Here is a 24,757-nt window from a genome sequence, read left to right as displayed (position 1 = left end):
AAAACTTTGGTTTTTCGATTTTTTGAGGCCCAGGGGCTACATTTTTATTGGCGATTAATTTTCAAGACACCAAAGCCAACAAATCCGTCACCCCAATATCGACACCGGACTGAGACAGCAGGGTGCTGGCCTGGCCGCGGTGGTGAGTCTGGTGGTTGAAAAAGTGCGCTACCAGAAGTGCAAAGTCTTTCTGCATATTCTTGCCTGCCATATTGGTAAAGCTTAGCGTTTGGTTCAGTTGTGCCTGTGTCAGTGACCCGGCCCATTCTTCAATAATTCTATCCAAAGTACCGCGATACTGCTCCAGCTCTGGCAAGGTGTTGAAAAGCTTTTGATCCAAGGCGTTGGGTGCGGTAAAGGCAGCCATTTTTTCCCGCAATACCAAGGCATCGGGGTGCTCGGCGAAACGAAGCAACCAGGTTGTGTCACCCACTGCAATATGCGTCAGGGTTTGGAACAGCGAACCAAAAAATGCTCCTCGGTTTTGATGCAGTTCGTCAAAAGATAAACGTGCTGCTGCATCATAAACACGACGGTTCATCTGGCTGTTATACGAGGCCATCCGGATTGCTGTTTGGGGTGTCATGGGGGCTCTTATGGATTTCGTGAGGTAAGAAAGATTATTTATTCAAACATGTTGATGGAGCAAGGCGGTGATTGCGATCAACAGTATTGAGCCAGATTATTGTTTTTTTTAAGCTCTTGACCTACAAATAGGTAGTCAGCTACATTTCAGCCATAATGATTACATGGCAGTGCGATGTTTGAACTCAAGGATCTTCCTAGCTACGACACTCTGGTGACGCTGGGCGCCGAGTACAGCAACCCGGACGTGGACGGTTTGCAGACTTGGCTTGTCTGGGCTTCGGCAACCAGTGAAATGTTGTCGGCTTTTGAAGTCAATCTTGATCGCACTTCCGGCTTGTCGCAGACGCAGTTCTTTGTGCTGATTTTGCTGAAACGTAACCCGGACGGCTTGAGCATTGGCACGCTGGCTGACGGTGTCTCGGTTACGTCACAGACGATGACTCGCATTATTGATCGTATGGAAGTGGCTGGCCTCTGTGATCGGGAACAGCATCCTCAAGATCGTCGTGCCTGGTTAGTTCGTCTGACAGAGCATGGCGCCGACGTCCTGGGAAAAGCCTTGCCTGCTCATTACGTTTGGGTTGCTGAGTTAATGAGTCATTTCGACGCAAAAGAACGAGATTTGCTGATGCGTTTGATGCTCAAGCTCAATCAAGAGGGCATCTTGCCCAAAGCAAACGGCGGCTGATTGTCTGCCGTTTTTTTTTAATATATATGTAGCTTGCTGTATAACAGCTAGGAACATTTATGATGAAAGTACCCGCAAATGATCTGCAGGCTGTCAGTGTGCGCTTGCGCGCCCTGATGGTTCTCTGCGCTTTGTCGGTTGTTTCCCTGCTGTACCTGCCCTTGCCGATTCTGGGAGTCTTGAAGCAATCCTATGGGGTTGATGCCACGGGCATGGTCAGCAGTTTTGGATTTGCCTACGCTGCCGGATTTCTTGTTTTTGGTCCTCTGTCAGATCGTTTGGGCCGTCGCAGTGTCTTGGTCGGTGGCTTGCTGGCCTTGATATGTGCCACGGCGGTGCTAAGCCTTGCCAACTCTCCTGCTGTTTTGATCGTTGGTCGTGTACTGCAGGGACTGGCTGCTTCTTCCTTTCCTCCTGTAGCGATTGCGTATCTGGCTGAGCGAGGTAGCCCACGTCAACGGGTGTGGAGTGTGGCCTGGATGAGTACGGCTTTTCTTTCTGCTGGTTTGCTGGGGCAGATTTATGGCGGATTGATTGCCGGGCCTTGGGGGCTGGGAGCTGCATTTTGGCCGCTCTGCGCTGTGTTTGCCTTGACCGCGTGGTGCCTGTGGAAGAGGCCTGCCGATGAGCGCATGGGTCAGGGACTGACTGGGTTTTTGAGTGCTTACAGGTCCATAGGGAGTTTGCTGGCCGATGCAAGACTGCGCCGTGTTTACGTACCCGCATTTTTCCTGCTGATGTGTTTTGTCGCTTTCTACATGAGCTTGGATAGCAAACTCGGAAGGCAATTCGCCCAGTTGGGAGTTTCCCCTTTGATGACTCGCGCTTTGGTAGCGCCTGCGTTTTTGACACCTTTGCTGGTTGCCGTCGTGATGCCCCGTGTGGGGGCGCAGCGAACGCTCGGTGTGGGATTGGTGTGTGCTGCTGCGGGACTAGGAGGGAGTGCATGGGCAGGTGAAACCCATTTGATGGCCTTGCTGGGTGCCAGTTTCCTCTTTGTGGCCGGGCTGGGTATCAGCGTCCCTAGCCTGATCGCCCGAGTCGCAGGAGTCAGCGATAGCTCAGTGCGAGGCCTGGCCGTCTCGCTCTACACCTTTGTTTTGTTTATTGGCGCAAGTCTGGGGCCGTGGCTGGCGCAGCAGACGACGGATATGACTCTAGCTAGTACTTATTTGTTGCTCGCCGCTTTGCTGGTGGGCTGCGCAGTCTATGCCCTGGTTTCTGAATAGGAGTCCGTAACAATGCGAGTTCATTTTTCTCTTCCTGCTGTGCTTGCCGCAGTAACGCTGCAGGCGGCCTGGGCTCTTCCTGCACAGGCGCAGACCAGTCCCTCTACTACGGAGAATGTTATGAGAACCACAATCAATAATCCCGCCGCAGCCTTTGTTCCTGCGACTCATGCTCAGGTAGCCCAACGTGCCGTCAATGTAGACGGAGAGCCCGTTGTCCTGACCCGCTATGAGCGTGAGGATGGTCGTAATGCCGGGCTGGAAGGGGAGCATTTCAGCTCGGTTGTGTCTGAGTCCGGACGTCTGAAAGGCTTTGCCAATATCTCCCTGGACTTGGTGGATCGTCCTTTACCGAGTGCAGAGCGCAGCGAGGAAATCGCGCGCGCTTTCTTGCAGGAGCATGCTCCTGACTTACTGCCGAAAATGGAAATTCATTGGGTTGATACCCATGACGAGCCGATTCGTATAGAGCGGAATGGTAGTACAGAGACGGTGACCTTGACCGGGATGAAGGTAAAGGCCCGCAACCTGGAAGATCGTTTGTGGTTCTGGGTGATTATTGGGCCCGATGAGCAGCCCATGGTGTTTGAGCGCGACATTACCTGGATCACATTTCCCGGTCATCGTAAAACCGAGAAGTGGTTGCACGATAGCTGGCTTAAGCAGCAAAAGACCAGCCTGACGGGAGACAAGAAGCTGGTTTGAAAAACGGTGCAGAGCTTTGTTCGACTCTTGTGTGACAAGCCCGTTGCTACGAATTAGATAGCGGCTTCAAAAGAGCAGTTTTGGTCATTCAGGCCAAGGCTGCTCTTGTTTATTTCAAGTAGTCTTCAGCTTTTATTTCATACATGGAATATCGTTTCTTACCACTATTTTAATCCTGCCCCTTTTTAAGCGGACAAAACTGTCCGTATAATTTCGGAATGAAAAACCGGAATTTACCTAATCGTTCTGATGCATTGGAACGCCGGGAACTGTTGCTGGCAGCGGCTAACACGGTATTTAGCAAGCATGGCGTCACGGCTCCCCTGGACCAGGTTGTATCGCAGGCTGGTGTCGGACGGGCAACCTTGTATCGCAACTTTCCCGACCGGGCTGCCTTGATGGAAGCCTTGCTGGTACGCGCAGCAGACCGGATTGAGGAGCGCTTTCAGAGCAAGCGTAAAGGCAATGCTCAGGACTTCAAGATTCTGATGCAGGTGCTGGCTGGCTTCGCGCTGGAGTCGGCCCCCATGTCCGATTACTGGAAAGCCATTGATCCTGGACATCCCGCCATTGTGGGAGTTCGGGCGCGTCTGGTTGAGCTGGCCCGGGAGCCGCTGGAAAAAGGGCAGGCCGCCGGGCAGTGCAACCCCGCTTTGCAGCCCACGGATATTCCTCTTCTGATTGGAATGCTGGCAGCCAGTTTGCGTGGGCGCACGGACAAGGAAAGGCTGTTGTTCGTCAAGCGTTCCCTGAAGTTCCTGTGTGAAGGCGTGCTCTTGCAGGTGGATAGCCAGGCTCCGGACTGGGAGCCTGAATGAGTCCTTATTTGAAGCCACACCCGCATTGGGAGGACCACGAAAAGCCTTTCATGCCGGGTTCACCATCGGCTCCTCATCATGAGTCGCACATACGGGTCGCTTACGGCCTGGTCGCGATACTGGTTGGTTTGACGGGCGGGCTGGGGAATGCTCTGGTGTCGGTGAACCTGCCTACGCTGCAAGGGGAGCTTGGGCTGACGCCTTCCGAGGCGGCCTGGTTGCCTGCGGCTTATGCGATGGTCAATATCACCGCCAATTTGCTGGTGTTCAAGTTCCGGCAGCAATATGGCATGCGCCTGTTTGCTGAAATTGGCTTGGGTCTGTATGCCTTCTTGGCCTTGCTGCACCTGTCTATCAATAGTGCCGAGTCGCTGATTTTTCTGCGCGGTGCCAGCGGTTTTTCGGGGGCGGCGGCAAGCACGCTAGGCGTGTTGTACATGCTGCAGGCTTTCCCCAGACGCTTGTTGGGCAAGGCCTTGGTGCTAGGAGTGAGTATTACGCAGATGGCGACGCCTCTGGCCTGGGTGCTGTCTCCTTCCCTGATTGAACTGGGGAATTGGCATGGTCTTTATAGCTTTGAAGCGGGTATGGCCTTGTGTGCATTTGCAGCAGTCGTGCTGTTGAAATTGCCTCCCGGTTATCAGATCAAGGCGTTTGAAAAACTGGACTTTCTGGCCTTTGCCCTGTTTGCGCCTGCCGCCGGTTTGCTGATCGTATTTTTAACGCAGGGCTACATCCGCTGGTGGTTCAACGATAGCAATCTGGCCTGGATGGCGATCGCTTCTTTATTCCTGTTTACGATCTGCTCCTTTCTGGAATATCACCGTGTTAATCCACTGCTTAAAGTGCGGTGGCTGGCTCAAGGCTCGACCATTTATTTTGCCGTAGGCGCCATGATTTTGCGCTTCATCACGACCGAGCAGAATTACGGCATGGTCAATATGCTGCGCACCCTGGGCATGGGCTCGGAGCAGATGCAGCCTTTGTTCTGGGTCGTCTTTTTGGGGATTGTGTGCGGCATTGCGCTAAGTGCGCTGACCTTTGGCCCCAAGACGATTCTGCTGCAGGTGTTTGCAGCCATTTTCCTGATTGGCATTTCCAGCTTCATGGACTTTGGGCGCACCAGCATGGACCGCCCGCATGACTTTTTCTACAGCCAGTTTGTGCTGTCCATTGGTGCAGGCATGTTCATGGGGCCTTTGGTGATGATTGGGTTCAAGCAAGCTTTCAAGTACGGCCCCGATCATATGGTGACTTTTATTGTGCTGCTTAATGTCACCCAGACCTTGGGGGGCCTGCTGGGTACCGCCACCTTGAGCACCTTTGAGCAGCAACGTCAGCAGCATCATTATGCGGCCATTGTCAGCCACCTGAATGTGGCTGATCCCTTGGTAGCCAATCGCCTGAAGCAGCAGCAACAAGCGGTGGGCCCTGTCATGACGGACCCGGTTTTGAAAGCGGCAACCGGCACGGCCCAGTTGGCTCAAACCGCTCGTCGGGAAGCGCATGTTCGGGCCTATAACGATGTTTTCCTGCTGATCGGTCTTTTAGCGACAGGCTTTTTGTTATGGCCCGTGCTCCTGGCGGCTGGCCCTGTTCTTGAGTCCAGACGCGCGAAAGCGGCATCTGGCACTTCTTCAAATTCTTAAACGTAGTCCGTATTTATGAGTCAAGACACTTCATCTGAAAATCAGGATCGCAGTAGTGAGCTTGCCGCACCGACAGACTCAGACAACGATGGCAAACTGGGTCCGGCCAACGCGCCTTCACTGCCTCCTAAAGTTATCAAGCCGAGCAGACGCAGCGTCATTGTGATGGCCTTCGTGTTGCTGGGTGGCTTGCTGCTTATTTTGTGGGCCTGGAACCTGGGGCCATTTAAAACCACCCGAGTCACGACCGACAATGCCTACGTACGCGGTCAAATGACCGTGCTGGCACCGCAGGTTAGTGGTTATGTATCCCAAGTGCTGGTGCAGGACTTTGAGCGAGTTCAGGCGGGCCAGCCTTTGGTGCAGATTGATGATCGTATCTATAAAGAAAAGCTGAACCAGGCACAGGCGCAGCTAGATGCGGCACTAGCGGAGCTGGCAAATCTGGATCAGGCCCAGGCACAGAACCGGGCCAGTCTGGATGCACGCAAGGCAGCGCTGGTGTCGGCTCAGGCCGAGGCTCGGCGTGCTGAGGCGGATCGCAATCGTGCCAAGGAATTGGCGAATAAAGGCTCGATTTCTGTGCGTGAGCGCGATCAGGCTGTTGCGACGGCAGAGCTGGGGCGCGGCAATATGCTGCAAGCCAAAGCCAATATTGCGATTGCAGAAGAAACGATCAAATCCACCGACGTATCGCGGGCGACCTTGCAGGCCAAGGTGAAGTCGGCTGAAGCGGCCCTGGGTTTGGCGCGTATCGATATGGATAACACGGTGGTGACCGCACCGGCTGACGGTCAAGTCAGTGAGGCTTCTGTGCGCCAGGGCCAGTATGTGACGGCAGGCTCGCAGTTGTTGTTTCTGGTGCCGGATGCCCGTTGGGTGGTAGCGAATTTCAAGGAAACGCAGACGGCTAGCATCCATGTGGGTCAGCTTGCGCGCTTCACGGTGGATGGCCTGGATGGCGCGGAGTTTCACGGCCATGTCGAGCGGATTGCTCCGGCGACGGGGTCTGAGTTCTCGGTGCTGAGGGCTGATAATGCCAGCGGCAACTTCACTAAAGTGGTTCAGCGTTTGCCAATTCGCATTGCCATCGATGCAGACCAGCCAGGAATGGAGCGACTGCGACCCGGCTTGTCCGTTATTGCCAGGGTAGATACGTCGGACGAATCTGATAAGGCTGGGGAGCGCAATCCATGATCTCGTCAGCAAGAAGGTATGGGATTGCTTTGTTGGGCGGGGCGGCGCTGCTATCTGGCTGTATGCCTGCTTACCGCCTTGCTCCCGAGCAATCGCAGGTAGAGGCCCCGTCAGCCTGGATAGCTGCATCTTCCGAGGCAACGGTGGTGGATTCTGCCTGGTGGAAAGCCTATGGTGACCCGGCTCTAAGTGCCGCCGTGGAAGCGGCCCTGGCGCGGAATACCGATATATTGAGTGCCGCTACTCGTATCGAGCGGGCACGGGCTGAGCTTCAATTGGCCGATTCGTCTTTAGGTCCTTCGCTATCTTTTGATACCGGCGCGCATGCGGAACGGGCCTTGGGGCCTAGCGGTATGGCGATTAGCCGTGCGGTACAGCCAGCGCTGCAGTTGAACTGGGAGCTGGATCTCTGGGGGCGCTTAAGTTCCCAGGCCAAAGCGGCGGAGCTAAAACTGTCTGCTACCCAGGCAGATTACGATGCCATTGCCTTGAGTGTTGCAGCGGAAACCGCCCGTACTTATATAGGCTTGCTCAGTTTGGATGCACAGTTGCAACAGGCCCAAGCGACTTCCTCATCGCGGGCTGAAGCCTTGCGGCTGGCTCAGGAAAAATTTGAGGCGGGCTACATCTCTCAATTGGAGCTGACTCAGGCTGAATCCGAGCTTGAAGCCGTAGAGCAGCATATTCCGCAGTTAAAGCTGGCAATCAGCCGACACCACAATGCCTTGCGTTTGCTGTCCGGGGAATTGCCTGCGGCTTATGAGCAAAACACCGGCTCTACCTTGGCAGCTTTGTTGCTACCTGCACCGGGTCCAGGCTTGCCGTCCGAGCTGCTACGCCGTCGTCCTGATATTGCTCGTGCAGAGCTGGATCTGGCTTCCAAAGATGCCTCCATGGCCGCAAGCCGGGCTGCTTTTTTGCCACAAGTGTCCTTGTCGGCACGAGCCGGGGCTTTGTACGTCAGTGCCTTAAGCTACGACCCCACCAAAATCTGGAGTCTGGGTGGGAGCATTTTGGCCCCTATCTTTGATCGTGGGCGTTTGCAGGCGCAGTTTGATTCAGCAACAGCTCAGCGTGACGAAGCTGCGTTTGCGTATCGAGGGGTGGCTCTGAAGGCTTTCTCCGAGGTGGAAAATGCCTTGGCGGGTCAACAGCGTTTTGCTGAGGAGTTAAGCCATGTGACCGCAAGGCGTGATGTGTTGAAGCGTTCTTTGGAGCACGCCCGCAATCGCTATGAGGCTGGCTACGCCTCATATCTGGAGCAGTTGGATGCGCAGCGGAATCTGTATCAGGCAGAGGTCCAGGTCATCGCGGTAAGGGAAAGCCAGCTCCAGAATATGGTGGATCTGTACAAGGCCGTGGGTGGGGGCTGGGAGTATGACAAGGCCGTGAAGCCTGGGCTGTAGGGGGACTGCAACAGAGGGGCATTATTTCCTATGAGTTATATATGTTCATAGGAGAATGCTGGGCACCTGCACCTGCACCTGCACCTGCACCTGCACCTGCACCTGCACCTGCACCTGCACCTGCATTAGCAACATCCACAGTTACAGCTACTGCTACTGTAATTGCTCCCGCAAAATCCGCCTGATTTCCAGAATTGCCTCGGGTGTCTCCTGCACGCTATGGGAGAAGGGGATCACCAGTTCCGACGTTGCCCCGGGCAGGTGGGAGCTTTGATAGGGCACCAGCCCGTCATCCGAATACAGCAAGTCTTTTTTGGGCGTGTCGTTGGCAATAATGCTGTGATAACGCACTTGCGTAGAGATCGCCATTTTGGAGGTGATCTGCATGAAGGGATCGCTGTCGCGCAGGCTTTCTACCCCATTGGGCAGAATCAGCATTTCCTCTTTGGCAGGCGTATTGCCCACGGCCACCTGGCTAAGTTTATTGAGCTGAGTCACCACCGTAACCGGCAAGGTAATCAGCGCTGCTGCCAAGCGTGAGATACGATTTCCCGCAAACGGTGTGCCCTTGTGAGGGGCCGCAATAAAGATTGCCGTCGTTATGCCGGGCAGGGGAGAGAAGTGCACCACATTGCCAAATTCCTGATTCATTTTGGCGATGCTGACATCATCCATTTGATAGCGGTCTCGGGCTGCGTCTTCCAGCAGATTGTCGGACGAGGACACCAGTAGACGTCCCAGCACCCCGCCCATGCTATGACCGATCACCACAATATTGTTCGAGGCAATCGCCTTTCTGCTGGGATCGAAGTGCCGGAAGGTTTCCGTCAGTGCTTTCCGAATCTCGGCATTGTTGTAGGGCAGGGGCAGGTTGGTCGGATAGTAGACCTGCCAGATCTGATAGCGATCCCGTAGTTCTTCATCACCCAGCACTTCATTGGCGACATTAATCCAGGCTTCAGGACTGCTGGCCAAACCATGCAACATGATGATGACGCGACGGTTCGGGTCATAGGGTTGCAGCAGAAAGACATGTGGCGCTTCAATGCCACCATCCCGCCCCAGTACGGTGCGTAAAGCCTGCGTCGAGAAGTCAGAGCGCGCTAGCCATAGTCCGTAGGCAGAGGTGTAGTTGGCCGCCAGTGGTACTTGCACGTCTTTTAATTGAACGCTGGTTTGCTGGTAAGGGTCGTAGCCAATAATTGTTGCGTCGCGGGTTTGCAGAACCTGGGACAGCGTTTCGCCTGGGAAGGTAATAATCCCCGTCACTGCCTGGAAAGGCGGCTCGCTATACGTGCTCTGGAACGTGGCGGGGCTGATGTCCTGGGAGTCGTTCACCACCACTATCTCGGCTCCGAAGCCGTCACGGCGATAAATGCTGCGCACCCCACGGAATGTCAGTTGCGAGGCTGGAATCAGCTCATGGGGTTGTGGGGCAGTGGCATTGCGAACCTGGGATAAGTCCCCCCGAATACTCCACTGGCCGATCTTAATGGTTTTCTGAAAGGCGTAGCTGGTGTCGTGATACTTGGCAAACAGCAGCATGGTCGCTTGCTGTACCGCGTAGTTGTAGTAGTCCCGCACTTGGGTCTGACGATCTTCAAAGGCACGATCCCCGGGCCTGCGATCGGTGAAAAACAGATAGGCGTAGGCATAGCGAGCGCTTTGCAGATACGCATCGAACAATTCGACCGAAAAGTCAGGCCGTGCATTGCGCCGTCCTTGCAAGCGCAAGGCCTCTTGCGTCCAGACCTCGGCCAGTGCCGCCATGCGTTGCTCGGTGTCCAGGTTCCAGAGCTCGGTCAGCCTGGATGTGCAATGAGGAATGTCTTTCGCGCATTGCTCGGGGGCGATCGCCAGGCTGGTCAGGGTATCGCGTGCGGAAGCGCTGAGCTTGTTGGTGGTGAGGATATCGCCACGGCGCTGGGCAATGTAATCCTCGGTGCTGACGGTAGCGATTTTGACGCCTGCGCAGCCGCTAAGCAGGACGAGCAGAAAAGCAATGATGCCTGTCTTGCAGGGCCCGCGCCGGTACGTATCAGATACAGACCGTATCAGGCTTGCCGCGACGGCTTTTCTCGTTGCCAGCTCAAGCAGCGTGGTCCGTAAAGGATTAATCAAGGCCATCACTTTCTGGAGTGTATTTGTTGATATGTTTTTTGGAGGGGCGTGCTTATCGCCGTGTTACGGATTCAGGCACTTTTATGGCTGCTCAAGATCGACTGTTCAGCTCATTAGAGCCGTATTCGCTGCGTGCGAAATGCGATATTAACCGATAGGCCTGACGGCTGGCAGCAGGCGAGCCCAGGCAGTGTGCGAGGGCTTAGCCTTCTTTGCTGCGGCTGCGATAGGCTGCCGGTGGCAATCCGAAGTGTTTTTTAAAGGCGCGTGAAAAATAAGCAGAGTCGCTAAAGCCCCACTGGCAGGCAATATGTGCTGCCGGTACATCCCATTTGTCGGGAGCGCTCAGTTCTTCGGCGCAGCGCTCCAGGCGTCGTCGCAATGTGTAGCGCTGCACAGTTTCCTGGCCTTGCTCGAATTGGCGATGCAGTTGCCGAACAGAAATCTTCAAGCGCTTGGCGAGTTCCTGGGGGCTGAGGGGTTCATGCAGGGTCTGTTCGATCATGCGCTCAGCCAGGCCGCGCAAATCATGCTTTTCCAAGGGCGGGCCGTTCTTTAGCAAGGGGGCCAGAAGCGTAATCAGGGTATTTTGCAGTGACGTACCATGCTGCGGGGCAAGTGGAGCGTAGGCCTGCGGTGTCATGACATTTAACTGGCGCAGCAAAGATTGCAGCAGTTGTCCATGAAAGTCCTTGTGCTGCAGCTTGCCGAAACGGTTCGCATAAAAAGGGACGTGTTGATCAAAGGCCTGGCGGTCCAGATGGACCGATAGCTGGTTAATGATGTCCAGTGATCGCATCTCGTACGGCTGGGCGGAATCCAGCAAGGCCATGTCGCCGGGGCGCAGGATGAACTGCTCGCGATCAGTGCGGATGGCCATGGTGCCTTGACGTTGCATGACCAGAAAATAAAAACGATCATCGCCGCGAGTCAGGCTGCCGTGCTCGCAGCGGACAAGATCGGCGTTGGTGCGAATGTCAGCGATGTCCAGACCGCCGAAGTCATGTACCTGGAAATTCCCGAAAAAGGGTTTTTCCTTGTTGGGGCGGCGCGTCACCAATCGGCTGCATACGGCCTGGACCAAGTCGTTCCAGTGCTCGAAAGCATACTGGTTTTGAGTAGTCATGGTTGATCGTCTCGGGAGAGTGCATTTCTCCTGAAATATTCTACCGATCAGCGGGTGGCTTGCTCCTATCGTTTTCACTTAGTTTGGCAGTCAGAGTCAATCTGGTGTCTTGGAGAGTCAATCGACTGGTTTTATGGGCCTCTAGAATTCTCAGGAAATATTTTCATTGAGGCTTCAACATGTCCAGACAAGAGTACGACTATATCGTGGTAGGGGGCGGTTCGGCGGGCTGCGTGGTGGCAACGCGCCTGATAGAACAGAACGCGGGCACTGTGTTGTTGCTTGAGGCGGGAGGGCCGGATAGCAGCATTTTTCACCGTATCCCGGCAACGGTTGTAAAGGTGTTTCAGCAAAAGTCCTGGCCTTATATGACGGTTCCTCAGCCTCGCTGCAATGGCCGCGAGATGATCATTGCACAAGGCAAGGTGTTGGGCGGGGGCAGCTCGGTGAACGGCATGATTTACATCCGTGGCCAGCAAGAGGATTTTGATGAATGGGCTATGCCAGGGTGGGGCGCACGGGACGTGCTGCCGTACTTCAAGTTCGCCGAGGACAACGAAAGTTTAAGCGGTGAGTATCATCGGGCAGGCGGTTATCTGGGTGTCAGCGAGAACCGTTTCCGTCATCCCATGACACAAGCTTTTGTGCGCGCAGGCCAGGAGATGGGGCTTGCGTATGTGAATGATTTCAATGGAGCATCCCAGCAAGGGATAGGTTACTACCAGACAACTACCCGTTCCGGAGAGCGTTGCAGCACTTCCAAAGCGTATTTGGAGCGCGTGCGGGGCAATGACAAGTTGACTGTGATTACAGGCGCCCTGACACACAAAGTACTGTTTAGCGAAGGCCGCGCGGTTGGGGTGGAATTCAGCGAAAAGCAGGGAAATGTGCAAGCGGCCTGGGTGCGCAATGAGGTCATTCTGAGTGCAGGTTCCTTTGGCAGTCCCAAGATCCTGATGCAGTCTGGCGTAGGCCCCAAAGAGCATTTAAGTGAATTGGGCATCGACACCTTGCTGGATTTGCCCGTTGGCAAGAATCTGCACGATCATCTGCATCTGTCCTTGAATGCGACCACGCACGCCAGCAATAGCCTGCTTGGCGAGGACAAAGGCCTGCGCGCCATCCGCCACATGTTTCAATGGGCGGCGTTCCGTAGCGGTTTGCTGACCACGAATGTCCTGGAAGGCGGGGCTTTCATCGACAGCCTGGGCGTAGGGCGGCCGGATATTCAACTGATGTTCCTGCCCGTGCTGGATAACTTTGACAATACGCCAGGAGAAAAACCACCGGCGCAGGAGCACGGTTTGACCGTCAAGACAGGGCATGTTCGACCCGAAGCAAGAGGGCAACTGCGCTTGCGCAGCAAGGATCCGCAAGATCAGCCCCTGATTGATCCCAACTATTTAGGGACACAAGCTGATCTGGACGGGCAGATTCGGGCCGTGCAGATTGGGCTCAGGTTAATGGAGCAACCATCGCTCAAAGCCTTGATCAAGAAGGTGACCGCGCCTGAAGACATGGATTGGCGGGATACCAAGGCGTTGGAAGCATTTGTACGGCAAAACATCAAGACGGTTTATCACCCGACGGGTACGTGCCGATTGGGGCAGGATAGCGTCAGCTCGGTGACGGATCTGGATTTGCGCGTGCATGGTGTACCCAATCTGCGCGTGGTGGATTTGTCGGTCTGCCCTATGGTGACGAGTGGCAATACCAATGCGACGGCTATCATGATCGGGGAACGTGGGGCGGCACAGATATTGGGGCGGCCTTTGGCAGCGTCCAAACCGGAGCCTGTTCGTGAACCTGCGTCCTGGTTGAAACAAGGCTGAATGCAGCAGACAAGAAAAAGCCCAAACCGAAGTTTGGGCTTTTTGAATTTGGAGCGGGAGACGAGTCTCGAACTCGCGACCTCAACCTTGGCAAGGTTGCGCTCTACCAACTGAGCTACTCCCGCATTTTTTACTACACTACCGACTTGTGACCAGAATTACTGGAGGCGCAAGCCGGAATCGAACCGACCTAGACGGATTTGCAATCCGCTGCATAACCACTCTGCCATTGCGCCGTGGTCGATTAAAAAGGGAAGCCTAGGCTTCCCTTAGGAATCTGGAGCGGGAGACGAGTCTCGAACTCGCGACCTCAACCTTGGCAAGGTTGCGCTCTACCAACTGAGCTACTCCCGCATATCTGCTGTGCAGACGGTTTGCTAAAAGCAGTTTTTAATCCGTTTTTTAGCAATTCACTTAATCTTTGGTGCTGATTAAGTAAAGAAAGCTAGTTTAGAGTGGCTGTATTTGTTTGTCAAGTGTTTTTGGTGTTTTGCTGAAGTTTCCTACCAGCTTTTTACCTGTACCGCTTAACAAACCAGACTACCTTCAAACTGCTTTTTTGCTGCGAAACTGACGCTGCCCTAAGCAAGAACGTAACTATAGACTGCTGGAAGTAAGCTTGTCAATAGATTCTGTAATTTTCCCCGGAAAATTGTCTGTCCGAGCTATGCTTATTGCTTTCTTTGATCGTGGGACAGGGCCGTGGACAGGCAGCGTAATGTGGATTTGAGCTCTTTTAATACCTTGGGTCTACGCAGTTGCGCGCGTGACCTGCTGGTGTATGACAATGTTACCCAGTTGCCTGGGCTGCAAGCGCTGACTGATCAGGGGGAGCGCATTTTCGTGCTGGGTGGTGGCAGTAATGTGGTGCTGGCCGAGCAAGTCGATGCCCTGGTACTGAAAGTTGAAAGCAAAGGTATTCGTTTACTGGCTGAAAATGAGGCTGCCTATATCGTGGAAGCGCAGGCTGGGGAGTGCTGGCATGATTTTGTACAGCATTGCTTGAATCAGGGCTGGCCCGGTTTGGAAAATCTGGCCTTGATTCCCGGTACGGTCGGGGCTGCGCCTGTACAAAATATTGGTGCTTACGGCCTGGAGCTGGAGCAGCGCGTGCATAGCGTGCTGGCCTGGAGCTTTAAAGACGGTAAGGAGATCGAGCTGTCTGCTGCGGAGTGCGGCTTTGCATATAGAGACAGCCGCTTCAAGCACGATCCGGCAGGTAGCTGGTTGATTCTGGCAGTGCGTTTTGCCTTGCCGCGTCAGTGGACGCCAGTGCTGGAATATCCCGATCTGAATAAACAAGCACATTTGGCGGGCGAGCCAGACCCTCAAATCATTTTTGATGCGGTTTGCGAAATTCGTCGTCAAAAATTGCCAGACCCTCGTGTCCTGGGGAATGCAGGTAGCTTCTTCAAGAACCCGGTTGTGCCTGTAGAGCAGCGCGATACGCTTAAACAGCAATGGCCGAACTTGGTGTCTTACGACTTGGGGCAAGGCCAATGCAAATTAGCGGCGGGCTGGTTGATTGACCAGTGTGGCTGGAAAGGCCAGCGTAATGGTGCGGTGGGTGTACATGATCGTCAGGCCTTAGTGCTGGTGAACCATGGCGGCGGGACCGCGCATGATATTGAACGCCTGGCCCAGGCGATTCGGGGCTCTGTTCGGGAGCGCTTCGGAGTGGAGCTGGAACAAGAGCCCGTTATTGTGAATTAAGCGTCAACCGCGCCCCACCATCGCAGTGTTTGTGCCAGATGGTGGCGCACCGCTTCCATGGCTGCTTCGGGATGTCCTGCCTGAAGCGTATCCAGGATCTGCAAGTGCTCCTTCATGGCGGGCACAATGCGCTCGGGTAATGGGCGGCGCGAGTGCTGCAGCACATTGATGCGATCACAGTTTTCTTCGTAAATGGTCATGGCCGAGCGGTTCTGCAGCGCTTGAGCCAGATAGCGGTGCAAGGCCCAGTCCACTTCCATGGCCTGAATCTGCAAGGCGGTGGTGACAAGGCCGCTTTGTGCCTGCTCCAGAATCTTCTCGTGTTTGTCCCGCAAGCTCTCCAGTGCGGGCTGCTTGGCACAGCTCGCCAGTATTCTGGCCCCCTCCTGATCGAAAACACAGCGCAACTGGAAGCATTCCCGTAGCGCTTCCGTGGTTGCCTCCAGAACCAGAACACCCCGCTTGGGCAGGATAGACACCAGCCCGGCAGCCGCTGCGCGCTTGACGGCTTCACGCACTGGAGCCAGCGGGAAGTCGCTTAGTTTCATCAGCTCGGCCATCGACACCATCTGCCCCGCACGTACTCGCCCTGTAGCTAGTAAATGACGAAATGCCTGGAACGCCTGGGTGGCCAGCAACGAGTCGTCAGAGGAGGAGGGAATACTCATTTAGCGTCTCCGATTTGTACTTGTAGGGGTTTTTACGACTGCTTCTTCATATTCGATTTTAATTATATTCGGTATTTCATATTGAATATATGCTGACATGTCAGATGAAATTTTAGTTTGACGGATTGGCCGTAGAAAAACGGCAGTTCTTACACAATCACTGGAGACAAAGATGCGTTTTTTATACAGAACCTTGTTTGGGCAGGTCATTGTTGCCTTGATACTTGGAGTCTTGGTGGGGGTGATCTGGCCGGACTTTGCCGCCTCGCTCAAACCCTTTGGTGATGGTTTTATCAAGCTGATCAAGATGATCGTGGCGCCCTTGGTGTTTTGTGTCGTGGTACACGGAATTTGTGGCAGCAGTGATTTGAAGAAAGTGGGGCGTGTCGGGGTGAAGGCCCTGATTTACTTCGAGGTGGTCACTACTTTTGCCTTGGCTTTGGGGATTTTGCTGGGCTATTTCTTTACTCCTGGTCATGGGATGAATGTGGATCCCAGCACGCTGGATGCCAGCGCCATGGCCGCGTATACCTCGCGGGTTGCGCAAAGTACGGATACTGTCGGCTTCTTGATGAAGATTATTCCGACCACTTTTGTGGATGCTTTCGCTTCGGGCGATATTCTGCAAGTGTTGCTGATTGCGATTTTGTTCGGTTTGGCCGTGGCTCTGATGGGTGAGCGTGGTCGTCCGGTGGCATCGGCGGTGGAGACACTGTCTCATGTGTTTTTCAAGATTATTGGTTTTATTGTCCGTTTGGCACCCTTGGGCGTGCTGGGGGCGGTGGCCTTTACGGTAGGCGAGTACGGACTTGGCACCCTGGGCAAGTTGGGCTTGCTGGTTGTGCTGTTTTATGTGACCTGCGCCATTTTTGTGCTGGGCGTGTTGGGTCTGATCTTGCGCATGACTGGTTTTAGCATCGTCAAACTGTTGAGGTATTTGCGAGAGGAACTGCTGGTGGTGTTGGGGACGGCGTCGTCCGATGCGGTCTTGCCCCAAGTGATGCGCAAGCTGGAGCGCATGGGTATCAAACAGTCCACGGTGGGCCTGGTGGTGCCGACGGGTTATTCCTTTAACTTGGATGGCTTTTCGATTTACCTGACTTTGGCCGCTGTGTTTATTGCACAGGCCACCAATACACCCTTGTCCTTTATCGATTTGATGACCATTTTGGCCATCTCCATGCTGACCTCCAAAGGGGCACACGGCGTGCCGGGTTCTGCCATTGTGATTCTGGCAGCAACGTTGAGTGCGGTTCCCGCTATTCCAGCTATTGGCTTGGTTCTGGTTTTGTCGGTTGACTGGTTCATGGGGATGGCTCGTGCCTTGACCAACTTGATTGGTAACTGCGTAGGAACCGTGGTGGTGGGGACCTGGGAAGGTGATGTGGATCGAGAGCGGGCTCATGCGGTTTTGGATGGGCGTATTCAGGTTGACCTGAGTCAGGACAGCAATGGCAACTAGGCATAGCCATTTATAAGTAAAACCCGTAGCAGCTAAATAGGCTGGTACGGGTTTTTTTATTGAGCTTTAAGTTAACTAATTATCAATTGAATCAGTGTCTTAAGCCGATACTTCCTCCAGCGATCGCCCCTTGGTTTCTACACCCAAGGCAATCACCACCAGGGCGGCAATAGAGAAGGAAATAGCACCTAGCGTGAAGACGCCAGCATGGCCGGTCCACGGCAAGATAAAGCCCACCAGCAAAGGCCCGAACAAGGAACCCAGCCGACCTATTGAGGAGGCAAACCCGGCTCCAGTGCTGCGAGTACGTGTGGGATACAGCTCCGGGGTGTAGGCATACAAGACGGACCACATGCCAAACATGAAGAACTGCATGCACAAACCGGCACCAATCAACTGAGCAACGGGGGCCTGGCTGGTGGCGACGTGGCCATAGATAAAGGCACAGCCTGCGCTGCCGAACAGCATCAAGACCATGGTGGCTTTGCGACCCCATTTTTCCAGTAGCCAGGCCGAGAAGATGAAACCGGGAATACCCGCCAAGGAAATGTAGATGGTGTAGGTGACGGACTTGGTGACTTCATAACCGGCTTGTTGCAACAGGGCACCCAGCCAGGTCGTCAGACCGTAATAGCCCAGCAAAGAGAAGAACCACAGCATCCAGAGCATCAGTGTGCGGCGTGCGTACTGACCTTGCCAGAGCTGGGAGAACAAGGCGCCCCGGTTCAGTTTTTCGCTCGGTGTGGCGGGCAGGGGAGCGGGCAGGGCTTGGCCTCCGTTGGCTTGAATAACCTTGTGTTCAAAGGCGCTGGTGACTTGCTCGGCACGGTCGTTATGGCCTGCTTCTTCCAGCCAACGAGGCGATTCGGGCACCCAGCGGCGGATAACAAAGACGAACAGGGCAGGGATGGACAGCGCAATGAAAATGCCGCGCCAGCCTATATAGTCCAGACTTAAAAACGTCAGAATACCGGCACTGATAAAGCCCAGGGGCCAGAAACCTTCCAGGATCGCAATATAGCGACCACGGCTTTTGGCAGGGACAATTTCGGAAACCATTGCCAGGCCGATGGGAAACTCCATCCCCATGCCAAAGCCCAGCAAGACTCGAAACGCCATTAGCTGCTCAATGTTTTGAGACAGTCCACAGGCCAGACTTCCCACACCCCAGAAAATCATGCTCCATTGGAAGACGGGTTTGCGGCCATATTTATCTGCCAGCATCCCTGCAATGGCCGCGCCCAGAAACATGCCTAGAAAACTGGAGCTGGCCAGCATGCCCGCTTGCGCGGTGCTCAAGCCCATTTCTGCTTTGATGGAGCCTAATACAAAGGTCATGATGCCCAGGTCCATAGAATCAAAGAACCAGGCGGTCGCGATAATACCGAACAGCATGCGTTGATAGCGTGTCATGGGTAATCGCTCAAGGCGATTTGCCACATTGGGGGATAGCTGGGCTGTCATAGGTGTCTCCTGTCGGTCCGCTCTTGTGGCGGGTTTTTTAGGTGTAGGTGACCTGCCGTCAGGCCAAGGCAGGCCTTTTTTCTTTTACTGATATATTACATGGATACTAGTGGTATTTATTTTAGGGTTAAATAATGGTATGTACTTAGTTGGCTAATTAACTGTTGGTGACGGCTCCGGCCAGACTGCCTTCAAAAGCGCTTTGAATAATGCGTTGGTAGGCGCTGGTGCAGTCAGCCACCGGAAAGGCTTTGGCAAGGCGAGTGACTTGCAGGGCGTCTGTTTGCAAACGCTCCAGTTGATGGGCCTGTACGCCGCATTGGCTCAGGTCGGAAGGAATATCCAGTTTTTCGACCAAGGAGCGCACATAGGCAGGCAGGGCCATCAAGGTGTCATGGGGATTGGCGGGTGGCATGCCTAGCAGTTGGGCCACTTCCAGCAGTTCCGGGGCGCGGGTTTCACGTAGCTCATCCAGCACATAGGGCAGCAGGACGGCATTGGTCGTGCCATGGGATTGGTGCGTCAAACCGGCTAGTGCGTAGGCAATGCCGTGGACAGCGTTCAGGCCTGCTGTGCCGTAGGAAAGTGCCGCGTAGTAGCTGGCGCTGGCCATGCCATCACGGGCTTCAGTGTCGCTACCGTCGCGATAGGCGCGCAGCATGAAGGCACCACACAGGCGTATGGATTCGCGGGCAAACATCATGGTCAGGGAGGAGCGGCCGCTATAGCCAGGGTCCGGGCTTCCGGCGCGGTCAAACAGGCTGGCATCCTGAGTCACAAAGGATTCAATGGCATGGGTCAGGGCATCAATACCTGCATCGGCAGTGACGCGGGGCGGACAGCTATCGCTCAGTTCCGGGTCGATAACGGCAATGGCGGGGCGTAGCGCATTGCCCATGACGGCGATTTTGGTGGCGTTGTCGGGATCGACCAAAATGGCTCCCGGTGTAGCCTCAGATCCTGTGCCCGAGGTGGTGGGCAAGGCGATCAAGGGCAAGGGTTTGGTGTGGGCTGGCCAGGTGCCGCTGTAGGCGCGTATGGACTCCCCGGTGGGGACGGTCAGACACAGTGCTTTGGCCAGATCAATATTGCTGCCACCGCCCAAAGCCAATACGTAATCAATAGGGTGATCGGCCAAATGGGCGCGTATTTGCAGCGTGGCCTGATCGCATAAGGTGGTGGAAGGGTCTGGCTCGCCACCATCAAAAACCACGACCTCAATACCCAGCTCTCTACAGGCTGCGATGTGGTCCTGAACCCAGGTGGTTTGAATGGTGAAAAAGCGGTCGGTAATCAATAAGCCACGACGCCAGCCCAAGTGGGCAATCAGCGCAGGCAGATCATGACGGCAGCCACGCCCCATCAAGGTGCGGGGAGGGGGGCAAAAGAAAACGTGCGTGTTCATACGGGAGTCCTTGCGGTGTGAAGGGAGCAGAAGGGGGCAATCAGGGAGGCGATCAGCTCTGTGTGCGAGCCCAGAATGCTGTGACCGGCGTCAGGCAGGCTGTGCAAGGTGGCTTGCGGCAGGGCCTGTGCCAACTGGTGGGCATGTGCAATGGGGCAGTCCAGATCCTGCTCGCCGTGAATGATCAAAGAGGGAATAGCGATACGGGGTACTTGTGCATGCAAGTCATGGTGACGATTCGCCAACCAGGTCCAGGCCACATCCTGGTGGCCAGCGGCTTCCTTCAAGCCCAGGCGCTGTTCTCGTTCTGCAATTTCCTGCAGCAGGGTGGGGGTATCTTGTGCTTGGAACCAGTGGGTACTGTTCAGGCTGGCTGTGCCTGATAACAACAGCAGAGCCTGTGGGAGCGGAGCTTGTTCATCCAGCAGCGTCAGGCAGGTTTGCAGCACAACAGACACGCCCAGACTCCAGCCGGCCAGAACATAGGGCAGGTCCTTGGGCAGGCTCTCGATGCAGACACGCAGGTCCTGTACGAAGCCATCCAGACCGTAGTCCTCTTGGCAGGTGCCACGTAGCGCCTGGCCTCGACCTCGTAAATCCGGGGTATGCCAGGACAGTGCAGGGGGGCTGATTTGGGCCAGAGGCAGCCAACTGCGATGGGTGCCTTGTATGCCGTGGATGGCGATGATGGCGCCTTGTGGTGAGTCGTGGGCAATGCTCATGTGGCTTCCTGGAGTAGATAAATACAACTAAGATATGAGGCTGTTGCTTAGGTCGGGCCTCGTAGCATGGGGGCTTGGGCAGGCGTCAGGTGTTCGGTGTCAGCAGCAAACGCTGCGTTTTAAAGGCAGGGTTAGCATGGTCACAAGCAAGCGGAAGGTAGCGGGAAAGGGGCAAACTCTTGATGAGGGCCTGGAAATCAAGGCCTTGGCAGAGCCCAAGCCCAAGCTCACGGACATTGCTTACGAGCGTTTGGAAGAGGCCATCATTACCCTGAAGTTGCCACCGGGCAGCATCGTGTCGGAATTGACCTTGAGCCAGATGTTCGAGATTGGCCGCACCCCGATTCGAGAAGCTATCCAGCGTTTGGCGCGTGAGCATCTGATGCTGGTCTTGCCGCAGCGTGGGCTGTTGATTCCAGAACTGGATATGCCCAAACAGTTGCGTCTGATTGAGACGCGTCGGGAAATCGAACGTCTGATCTGCCGCAGTGCGGCCAAACGGGCGACACGCGATCAACGCGAGCAATTCAAGAGCTTGCATGATGCTTTCCTGGAAGCAGCCGCCCAGAACGATGAAGTCAGTTTTATCCGGGCAGATCGGCGGTTGAATGAGCTGGAAATCGAAGCCGCGCGCAATGAATTTGCGGAAGCGGCGATGCGTCTGACACATGGCCTGTCACGTCGTTTCTGGTTCTGCCACTATCAGCAAAACCCGGATTTGACGGAAATGGGCAGACTGCATGCCAATTTGGCGATGTCCATTGCCGGGGGCGATATGGACCAGGCCGGTCAGAGCCTGGACCTCTTGATGGATTACATCGAAGAACTTGCCCGCACGACCTTGATCTCCAGCTTGTAAGTAAGATACGGGGCTTCTTCAGGCCAGCCCGCGCTCCAGAGCATGGGCTTCGTCTTGCTTCAAGGCGGGGCCGTCGGTTGTATCGCCAGTATCTTCAAAACGGAAGCGGCGAATAATCGGTTTCAGTTCTTCCTTGACGTGCTTTTCGCTATAGCCATTGAACAGGTGGCCCAGCAGACCACGGCGCAGATCCGTGGTGCCCATCGCCCAGTCTGCAATGGGGAAGGTCAGGTTCATGTTGTACTTCATCATGATGCCCTGATTGTGATGGGCCGTATGGTGACGGCGAATGGTGTTGATGAAGGGCATATTGCGCACAAAGCTGTTCTCATGCACATGACAGCAATAGTGAAAGGCCTCGTACACCAGGTACTGCGCCACCATGGTCATGAAGACAAAATAGCCCGCATTAGGGTTGATGACCGTTGCGGCCACCCAGCCCAAAATCCCCCCACCAACTCCCAGGGTCGCCAGGACGCGCCAGGGGAAAAACACAATCCGAAACTCCTTGCTGGAATCAATGGTGGCTTCGTTATCGGTGAAGTACTGATGATGCTGGCGGGTGTGGCGTTCGTAGATTTCCCGCAAGCCAATGATGTTGATGCGTCGGTGCATCACATAGCGGTGCATGGCCCATTCAACAAAATTACCCGCTAGAAAAACGGGGATCACAATCAGCCATTCCCATCCTATGGGCCCTAGTTGGGTGATGCTGTAGTAAATCGCGGCCAGGCCCACGATGTAGGTCACCACAACGTGAACAATACCGTTGTAGGCGGGGCTGATATTGGATTTGTAGTCCTCTCGGAACTTGCGTTGGCGTTCGCTCATCATGTCAGTTGTCTCCTGCAGGAAAAGGTTCATTCTTTAAATATCCAACTGACATATTAGTGATATTTTTTTCTGCGTCAAGCAGGGAAAACAGGGGGGAGGAGATGTGACAGAGGGGCGTTTGAGGAGGGCAAGCCTCTGTGCAGCCAGGTAGAAGAGATTTTTTAGAGCTGATTCAGTTGGAGTACAGATAAAAAAAGCCGACTCGAAAGTCGGCTTTTCAGACAAAGGTGCAGACAGGTTTTTACAAACCCAGCACATCTTGCATGGAGTACAGGCCTGTGCTCTTGTCGCTCAGGAAACGTGCGGCACGCAGGCTGCCATTGGTGTAGCCCGCACGGCTGCTGGAACGATGCGAGATCTCGATGCGTTCGCCTTCGCCGCAGAAAAACACGGTATGGTCGCCCACAATGTCGCCACCGCGCACCACGGAAAAACCAATGCGACCGTCTTGACGGGCACCGGTATGGCCGTGACGAGCCCAGTCGGCCACATCGTTCAGGGACTCACCCCAGGTTTTGGCGATAGCTTCACCCATTGCCAGGGCGGTGCCCGATGGCGCATCCACTTTGTTGCGGTGATGGGCTTCAAAAACCTCGGCGTCGTAGCCGTGGTTCAGCAAGGCCGCGGCCATTTCGATCAGCTTCAGCGTGGCATTCACGCCTACGCTCATGTTCGGCGCGAACATAATGGCGATTTCGCGGCCAGCCGCCATAATCTGCTGTTTTTCTGCTTCGGAAAAGCCAGTGGTGCCAATGACCAGACGGGTGCCGTATTTCTGGCACGCGTCCAGATGGGCCAAAGTGCCTTCCGGACGGGTGAAGTCGATCAGGCAGTCAGCGTGGGCCAGGGCATCCAGATCATCAGTGATCGTGACGCCGCTCTCTTTGCCCAGGAAAGCACCTGCGTCCTGGCCGATGGCTTTGGAACCGCTATGGTCCAGGGCAACGGTCAGGGTCAGGTCCGTACTGTTCAAAACAGATTCAATCAGCATCCGGCCCATACGGCCGTCTGCGCCAGCAATGGCAATGCGCATGTATCCAGTGTCCTTAACGGTGAAGCTTAAAGCGTAGGCTGGGTGCCGCTAACGCTAGGCGTTGGGGCGGCATTGTCGGCGTCAGCAGGCGGTGGGGTTTGTTTTTTGCCGGTGTCGCTGCGCTCAAACGGTTGGCGATCTGGTTGTTCGTCGCCTTGCCAGCGAACCAGGGTGTCGCCTTCAAACCAGACGGTGAAGGTGCGCTGCTCGCTCTTGCCGTAGCCAGGCTGGTTCAGGTAGGGGTAGTCCCAACGGTCAGCGTGGAAAATGTCTTGCAAGGTGGGTGAACCCAATAGATAACGAACTTGTTCGCGTGTCATCCCCGATTGCAGGCGGGCCACTTGCTCGGCAGTGATCCAGTTCCCCTGCTGAATGTCGGCGCGGTACGGGAAGCCCCATTTAGAGGATCCGCAGGCGCTCAGAGCGGCGGCAGCCAGACTGGCTGCGAGTATGGCGCGGATGACAGGAGTGAATGAATTGGCCTTCTTCTGCACGAAATGCCCCAGTAGGAATAAAATCGTTATCATATAAGGGTTTAGGAAAAAGCGCATGAATTGCGCATTGAACCGCCTCAAGACGAGCTGGTTTTTAATCAGAACGGACTTGAGATCCATCCCCATCAAGATGCGATAATTTAGCCATGAACGATCAAAATGAACTGAAGAACATGGGGCTTAAGGCGACTTTTCCGCGCCTGAAGATTCTGGATATTTTTCGCCGCTCCGATCAGGACGGTCAACGCCACCTTAGCGCTGAAGACGTTTACCGCCTTCTGATCGCCGAGGAAGTCGATATTGGTTTGGCCACGGTCTACCGTGTGCTGACCCAGTTCGAGCAAGCCGGTATTTTGGTGCGCAGCCAGTTCGACGGCGGTAAAGCCGTGTTTGAACTGAATGATGGCGATCACCACGATCACCTGATTTGCACCAACTGCGGCGCAGTCGAAGAGTTTACCGACAGCAATATCGAAGCCCGCCAGCACCAGGTCGCCAAAGACCACGGTTTTGTGCTGGAGAGCCACACCATGCTGTTGTACGGCATTTGCCCTAAATGCTCGGAAGCGGGCAAACAGGCCAAGCCGACTCTGCGCAGCTAAATCTGGCTTGATAGACCTATTAGTGCGGGATCTGATAGTTGGGGGCAGGATTTAGCCACATTGGCATCCTGAAAATTCAAAGAACAATCAGATCCGCGTTGCAGGGCTGTCAGGACTGGATACAAAAAACCACCGGCCGCCA

At 54.8% G+C, this 24,757-nt stretch carries 22 protein-coding genes and 3 tRNA genes; 12 read left to right on the top strand and 13 right to left on the bottom strand.

What is annotated here, in order from left to right; all coding sequences use genetic code 11:
• Positions 1 to 61: 61 nt before the first annotated feature.
• A complete protein-coding gene (locus JYG33_RS08375) occupies positions 62 to 586 on the bottom strand; it encodes a DinB family protein (RefSeq protein WP_207875493.1) in 525 nt (174 codons plus the stop codon).
• A 174-nt stretch (positions 587 to 760) separates the two neighbouring features.
• Between JYG33_RS08375 and JYG33_RS08370 the strand changes: the two genes are divergently transcribed.
• The 7 genes from JYG33_RS08370 to JYG33_RS08340 all read left to right on the top strand — a co-directional run bounded on the left by JYG33_RS08370 (position 761) and on the right by JYG33_RS08340 (position 8,280).
• Entirely contained in the window at positions 761 to 1,276 is a 516-nt protein-coding gene (locus JYG33_RS08370; protein ID WP_207875492.1) for a MarR family transcriptional regulator, read from the top strand.
• Between the two features lie 59 nt (positions 1,277 to 1,335).
• Positions 1,336 to 2,505: an MFS transporter gene (locus JYG33_RS08365; protein WP_243430310.1), complete on the top strand. Its 1,170-nt coding sequence runs from the start codon at positions 1,336 to 1,338 to the stop codon at positions 2,503 to 2,505.
• A 120-nt stretch (positions 2,506 to 2,625) separates the two neighbouring features.
• Complete coding sequence (locus JYG33_RS08360) at positions 2,626 to 3,210, top strand: hypothetical protein (RefSeq protein WP_243430309.1); 585 nt, start codon at positions 2,626 to 2,628, stop codon at positions 3,208 to 3,210.
• A 218-nt stretch (positions 3,211 to 3,428) separates the two neighbouring features.
• Positions 3,429 to 4,028 carry a TetR/AcrR family transcriptional regulator gene (locus tag JYG33_RS08355; RefSeq protein ID WP_207875490.1) on the top strand — a complete coding sequence of 200 codons (600 nt, stop codon included), beginning with the start codon at positions 3,429 to 3,431 and terminating at the stop codon, positions 4,026 to 4,028.
• Positions 4,025 to 5,677, top strand: a complete 1,653-nt coding sequence (locus JYG33_RS08350) for an MFS transporter (RefSeq protein ID WP_207875489.1) — start codon at positions 4,025 to 4,027, stop codon at positions 5,675 to 5,677. Before JYG33_RS08355 ends, JYG33_RS08350 begins: the two co-directional genes overlap by 4 nt.
• A gap of 15 nt (positions 5,678 to 5,692) precedes the next feature.
• Complete coding sequence (locus tag JYG33_RS08345; protein ID WP_243430308.1) at positions 5,693 to 6,874, top strand: HlyD family secretion protein; 1,182 nt, start codon at positions 5,693 to 5,695, stop codon at positions 6,872 to 6,874.
• Positions 6,871 to 8,280: an efflux transporter outer membrane subunit gene (locus JYG33_RS08340; RefSeq protein WP_207875488.1), complete on the top strand. Its 1,410-nt coding sequence runs from the start codon at positions 6,871 to 6,873 to the stop codon at positions 8,278 to 8,280. The genes JYG33_RS08345 and JYG33_RS08340 overlap by 4 nt, the downstream gene beginning before the upstream one ends.
• 153 nt (positions 8,281 to 8,433) lie before the next feature.
• Here JYG33_RS08340 and JYG33_RS08335 read toward each other — a convergent pair whose 3' ends face one another.
• Positions 8,434 to 10,407 (bottom strand): alpha/beta hydrolase, encoded by a 1,974-nt coding sequence (locus JYG33_RS08335; RefSeq protein WP_207875487.1) that lies wholly within the window; start codon positions 10,405 to 10,407, stop codon positions 8,434 to 8,436.
• 196 nt (positions 10,408 to 10,603) lie between these two features.
• The gene (gene feaR / locus JYG33_RS08330; RefSeq protein WP_207875486.1) at positions 10,604 to 11,527 is read right to left on the bottom strand and encodes a transcriptional regulator FeaR; all 924 of its coding nucleotides are present in this window, start codon (positions 11,525 to 11,527) and stop codon (positions 10,604 to 10,606) included.
• A gap of 179 nt (positions 11,528 to 11,706) precedes the next feature.
• On the opposite strand from feaR, the gene JYG33_RS08325 reads away from it, so the two are divergent.
• Positions 11,707 to 13,359, top strand: a complete 1,653-nt coding sequence (locus JYG33_RS08325) for a GMC family oxidoreductase N-terminal domain-containing protein (protein WP_207875485.1) — start codon at positions 11,707 to 11,709, stop codon at positions 13,357 to 13,359.
• A 49-nt stretch (positions 13,360 to 13,408) separates the two neighbouring features.
• Here JYG33_RS08325 and JYG33_RS08320 read toward each other — a convergent pair.
• From JYG33_RS08320 to JYG33_RS08310, 3 genes are all read right to left on the bottom strand, one after another.
• Positions 13,409 to 13,484: transfer RNA gene (locus JYG33_RS08320), tRNA-Gly, on the bottom strand.
• Between the two features lie 37 nt (positions 13,485 to 13,521).
• Positions 13,522 to 13,595 (bottom strand) — tRNA-Cys (locus JYG33_RS08315).
• A gap of 42 nt (positions 13,596 to 13,637) precedes the next feature.
• A tRNA-Gly gene (locus tag JYG33_RS08310) sits at positions 13,638 to 13,713 on the bottom strand.
• 348 nt (positions 13,714 to 14,061) lie between these two features.
• Here JYG33_RS08310 and murB point away from each other — a divergent pair.
• Complete coding sequence (murB, locus tag JYG33_RS08305; protein ID WP_207875484.1) at positions 14,062 to 15,072, top strand: UDP-N-acetylmuramate dehydrogenase; 1,011 nt, start codon at positions 14,062 to 14,064, stop codon at positions 15,070 to 15,072.
• Here the strand turns inward: murB and JYG33_RS08300 are convergent.
• Positions 15,069 to 15,740: a GntR family transcriptional regulator gene (locus JYG33_RS08300; protein WP_207875483.1), complete on the bottom strand. Its 672-nt coding sequence runs from the start codon at positions 15,738 to 15,740 to the stop codon at positions 15,069 to 15,071. The genes murB and JYG33_RS08300 overlap by 4 nt on opposite strands.
• Positions 15,741 to 15,912: 172 nt before the next feature.
• On the opposite strand from JYG33_RS08300, the gene JYG33_RS08295 reads away from it, so the two are divergent.
• Positions 15,913 to 17,202: a C4-dicarboxylate transporter DctA gene (locus tag JYG33_RS08295; protein ID WP_207875482.1), complete on the top strand. Its 1,290-nt coding sequence runs from the start codon at positions 15,913 to 15,915 to the stop codon at positions 17,200 to 17,202.
• Between the two features lie 99 nt (positions 17,203 to 17,301).
• Here the strand turns inward: JYG33_RS08295 and JYG33_RS08290 are convergent, their stop codons facing one another.
• The 3 genes from JYG33_RS08290 to JYG33_RS08280 all read right to left on the bottom strand — a co-directional run bounded on the left by JYG33_RS08290 (position 17,302) and on the right by JYG33_RS08280 (position 20,793).
• Positions 17,302 to 18,666: an MFS transporter gene (locus tag JYG33_RS08290; RefSeq protein ID WP_207875481.1), complete on the bottom strand. Its 1,365-nt coding sequence runs from the start codon at positions 18,664 to 18,666 to the stop codon at positions 17,302 to 17,304.
• Positions 18,667 to 18,823: 157 nt separating this feature from the next.
• Positions 18,824 to 20,071, bottom strand: coding sequence for an iron-containing alcohol dehydrogenase (locus tag JYG33_RS08285; RefSeq protein WP_207875480.1), 1,248 nt, complete (start codon positions 20,069 to 20,071; stop codon positions 18,824 to 18,826).
• Positions 20,068 to 20,793, bottom strand: coding sequence for an alpha/beta hydrolase (locus JYG33_RS08280; RefSeq protein WP_207875479.1), 726 nt, complete (start codon positions 20,791 to 20,793; stop codon positions 20,068 to 20,070). Before JYG33_RS08280 ends, JYG33_RS08285 begins: the two co-directional genes overlap by 4 nt.
• Before the next feature lie 136 nt (positions 20,794 to 20,929).
• On the opposite strand from JYG33_RS08280, the gene JYG33_RS08275 reads away from it, so the two are divergent.
• A complete protein-coding gene (locus tag JYG33_RS08275; RefSeq protein WP_207875478.1) occupies positions 20,930 to 21,652 on the top strand; it encodes a GntR family transcriptional regulator in 723 nt (240 codons plus the stop codon).
• 18 nt (positions 21,653 to 21,670) lie between these two features.
• Here the strand turns inward: JYG33_RS08275 and JYG33_RS08270 are convergent, their stop codons facing one another.
• The 3 genes from JYG33_RS08270 to JYG33_RS08260 form a co-directional block, all read right to left on the bottom strand.
• Positions 21,671 to 22,486, bottom strand: a complete 816-nt coding sequence (locus tag JYG33_RS08270) for a sterol desaturase family protein (protein WP_207875477.1) — start codon at positions 22,484 to 22,486, stop codon at positions 21,671 to 21,673.
• 241 nt (positions 22,487 to 22,727) lie between these two features.
• Entirely contained in the window at positions 22,728 to 23,519 is a 792-nt protein-coding gene (dapB, locus tag JYG33_RS08265) for a 4-hydroxy-tetrahydrodipicolinate reductase (protein ID WP_207875476.1), read from the bottom strand.
• 26 nt (positions 23,520 to 23,545) lie between these two features.
• The gene (locus JYG33_RS08260) at positions 23,546 to 24,013 is read right to left on the bottom strand and encodes an outer membrane protein assembly factor BamE (protein ID WP_222666852.1); all 468 of its coding nucleotides are present in this window, start codon (positions 24,011 to 24,013) and stop codon (positions 23,546 to 23,548) included.
• A 146-nt stretch (positions 24,014 to 24,159) separates the two neighbouring features.
• Here JYG33_RS08260 and fur point away from each other — a divergent pair, with 146 nt between their 5' ends.
• The gene (fur, locus tag JYG33_RS08255) at positions 24,160 to 24,615 is read left to right on the top strand and encodes a ferric iron uptake transcriptional regulator (RefSeq protein ID WP_207875474.1); all 456 of its coding nucleotides are present in this window, start codon (positions 24,160 to 24,162) and stop codon (positions 24,613 to 24,615) included.
• The last annotated feature ends 142 nt before the right edge of the window (positions 24,616 to 24,757 follow it).

Origin of the sequence: Alcaligenes sp. SORT26 (assembly GCF_017377875.1) — a bacterium.
GTDB lineage: Bacteria > Pseudomonadota > Gammaproteobacteria > Burkholderiales > Burkholderiaceae_B > Alcaligenes > Alcaligenes parafaecalis.
The sequence above is the reverse complement of the archived record's forward strand: the minus strand, read 5'-3'. Positions and strand labels throughout refer to the sequence as shown.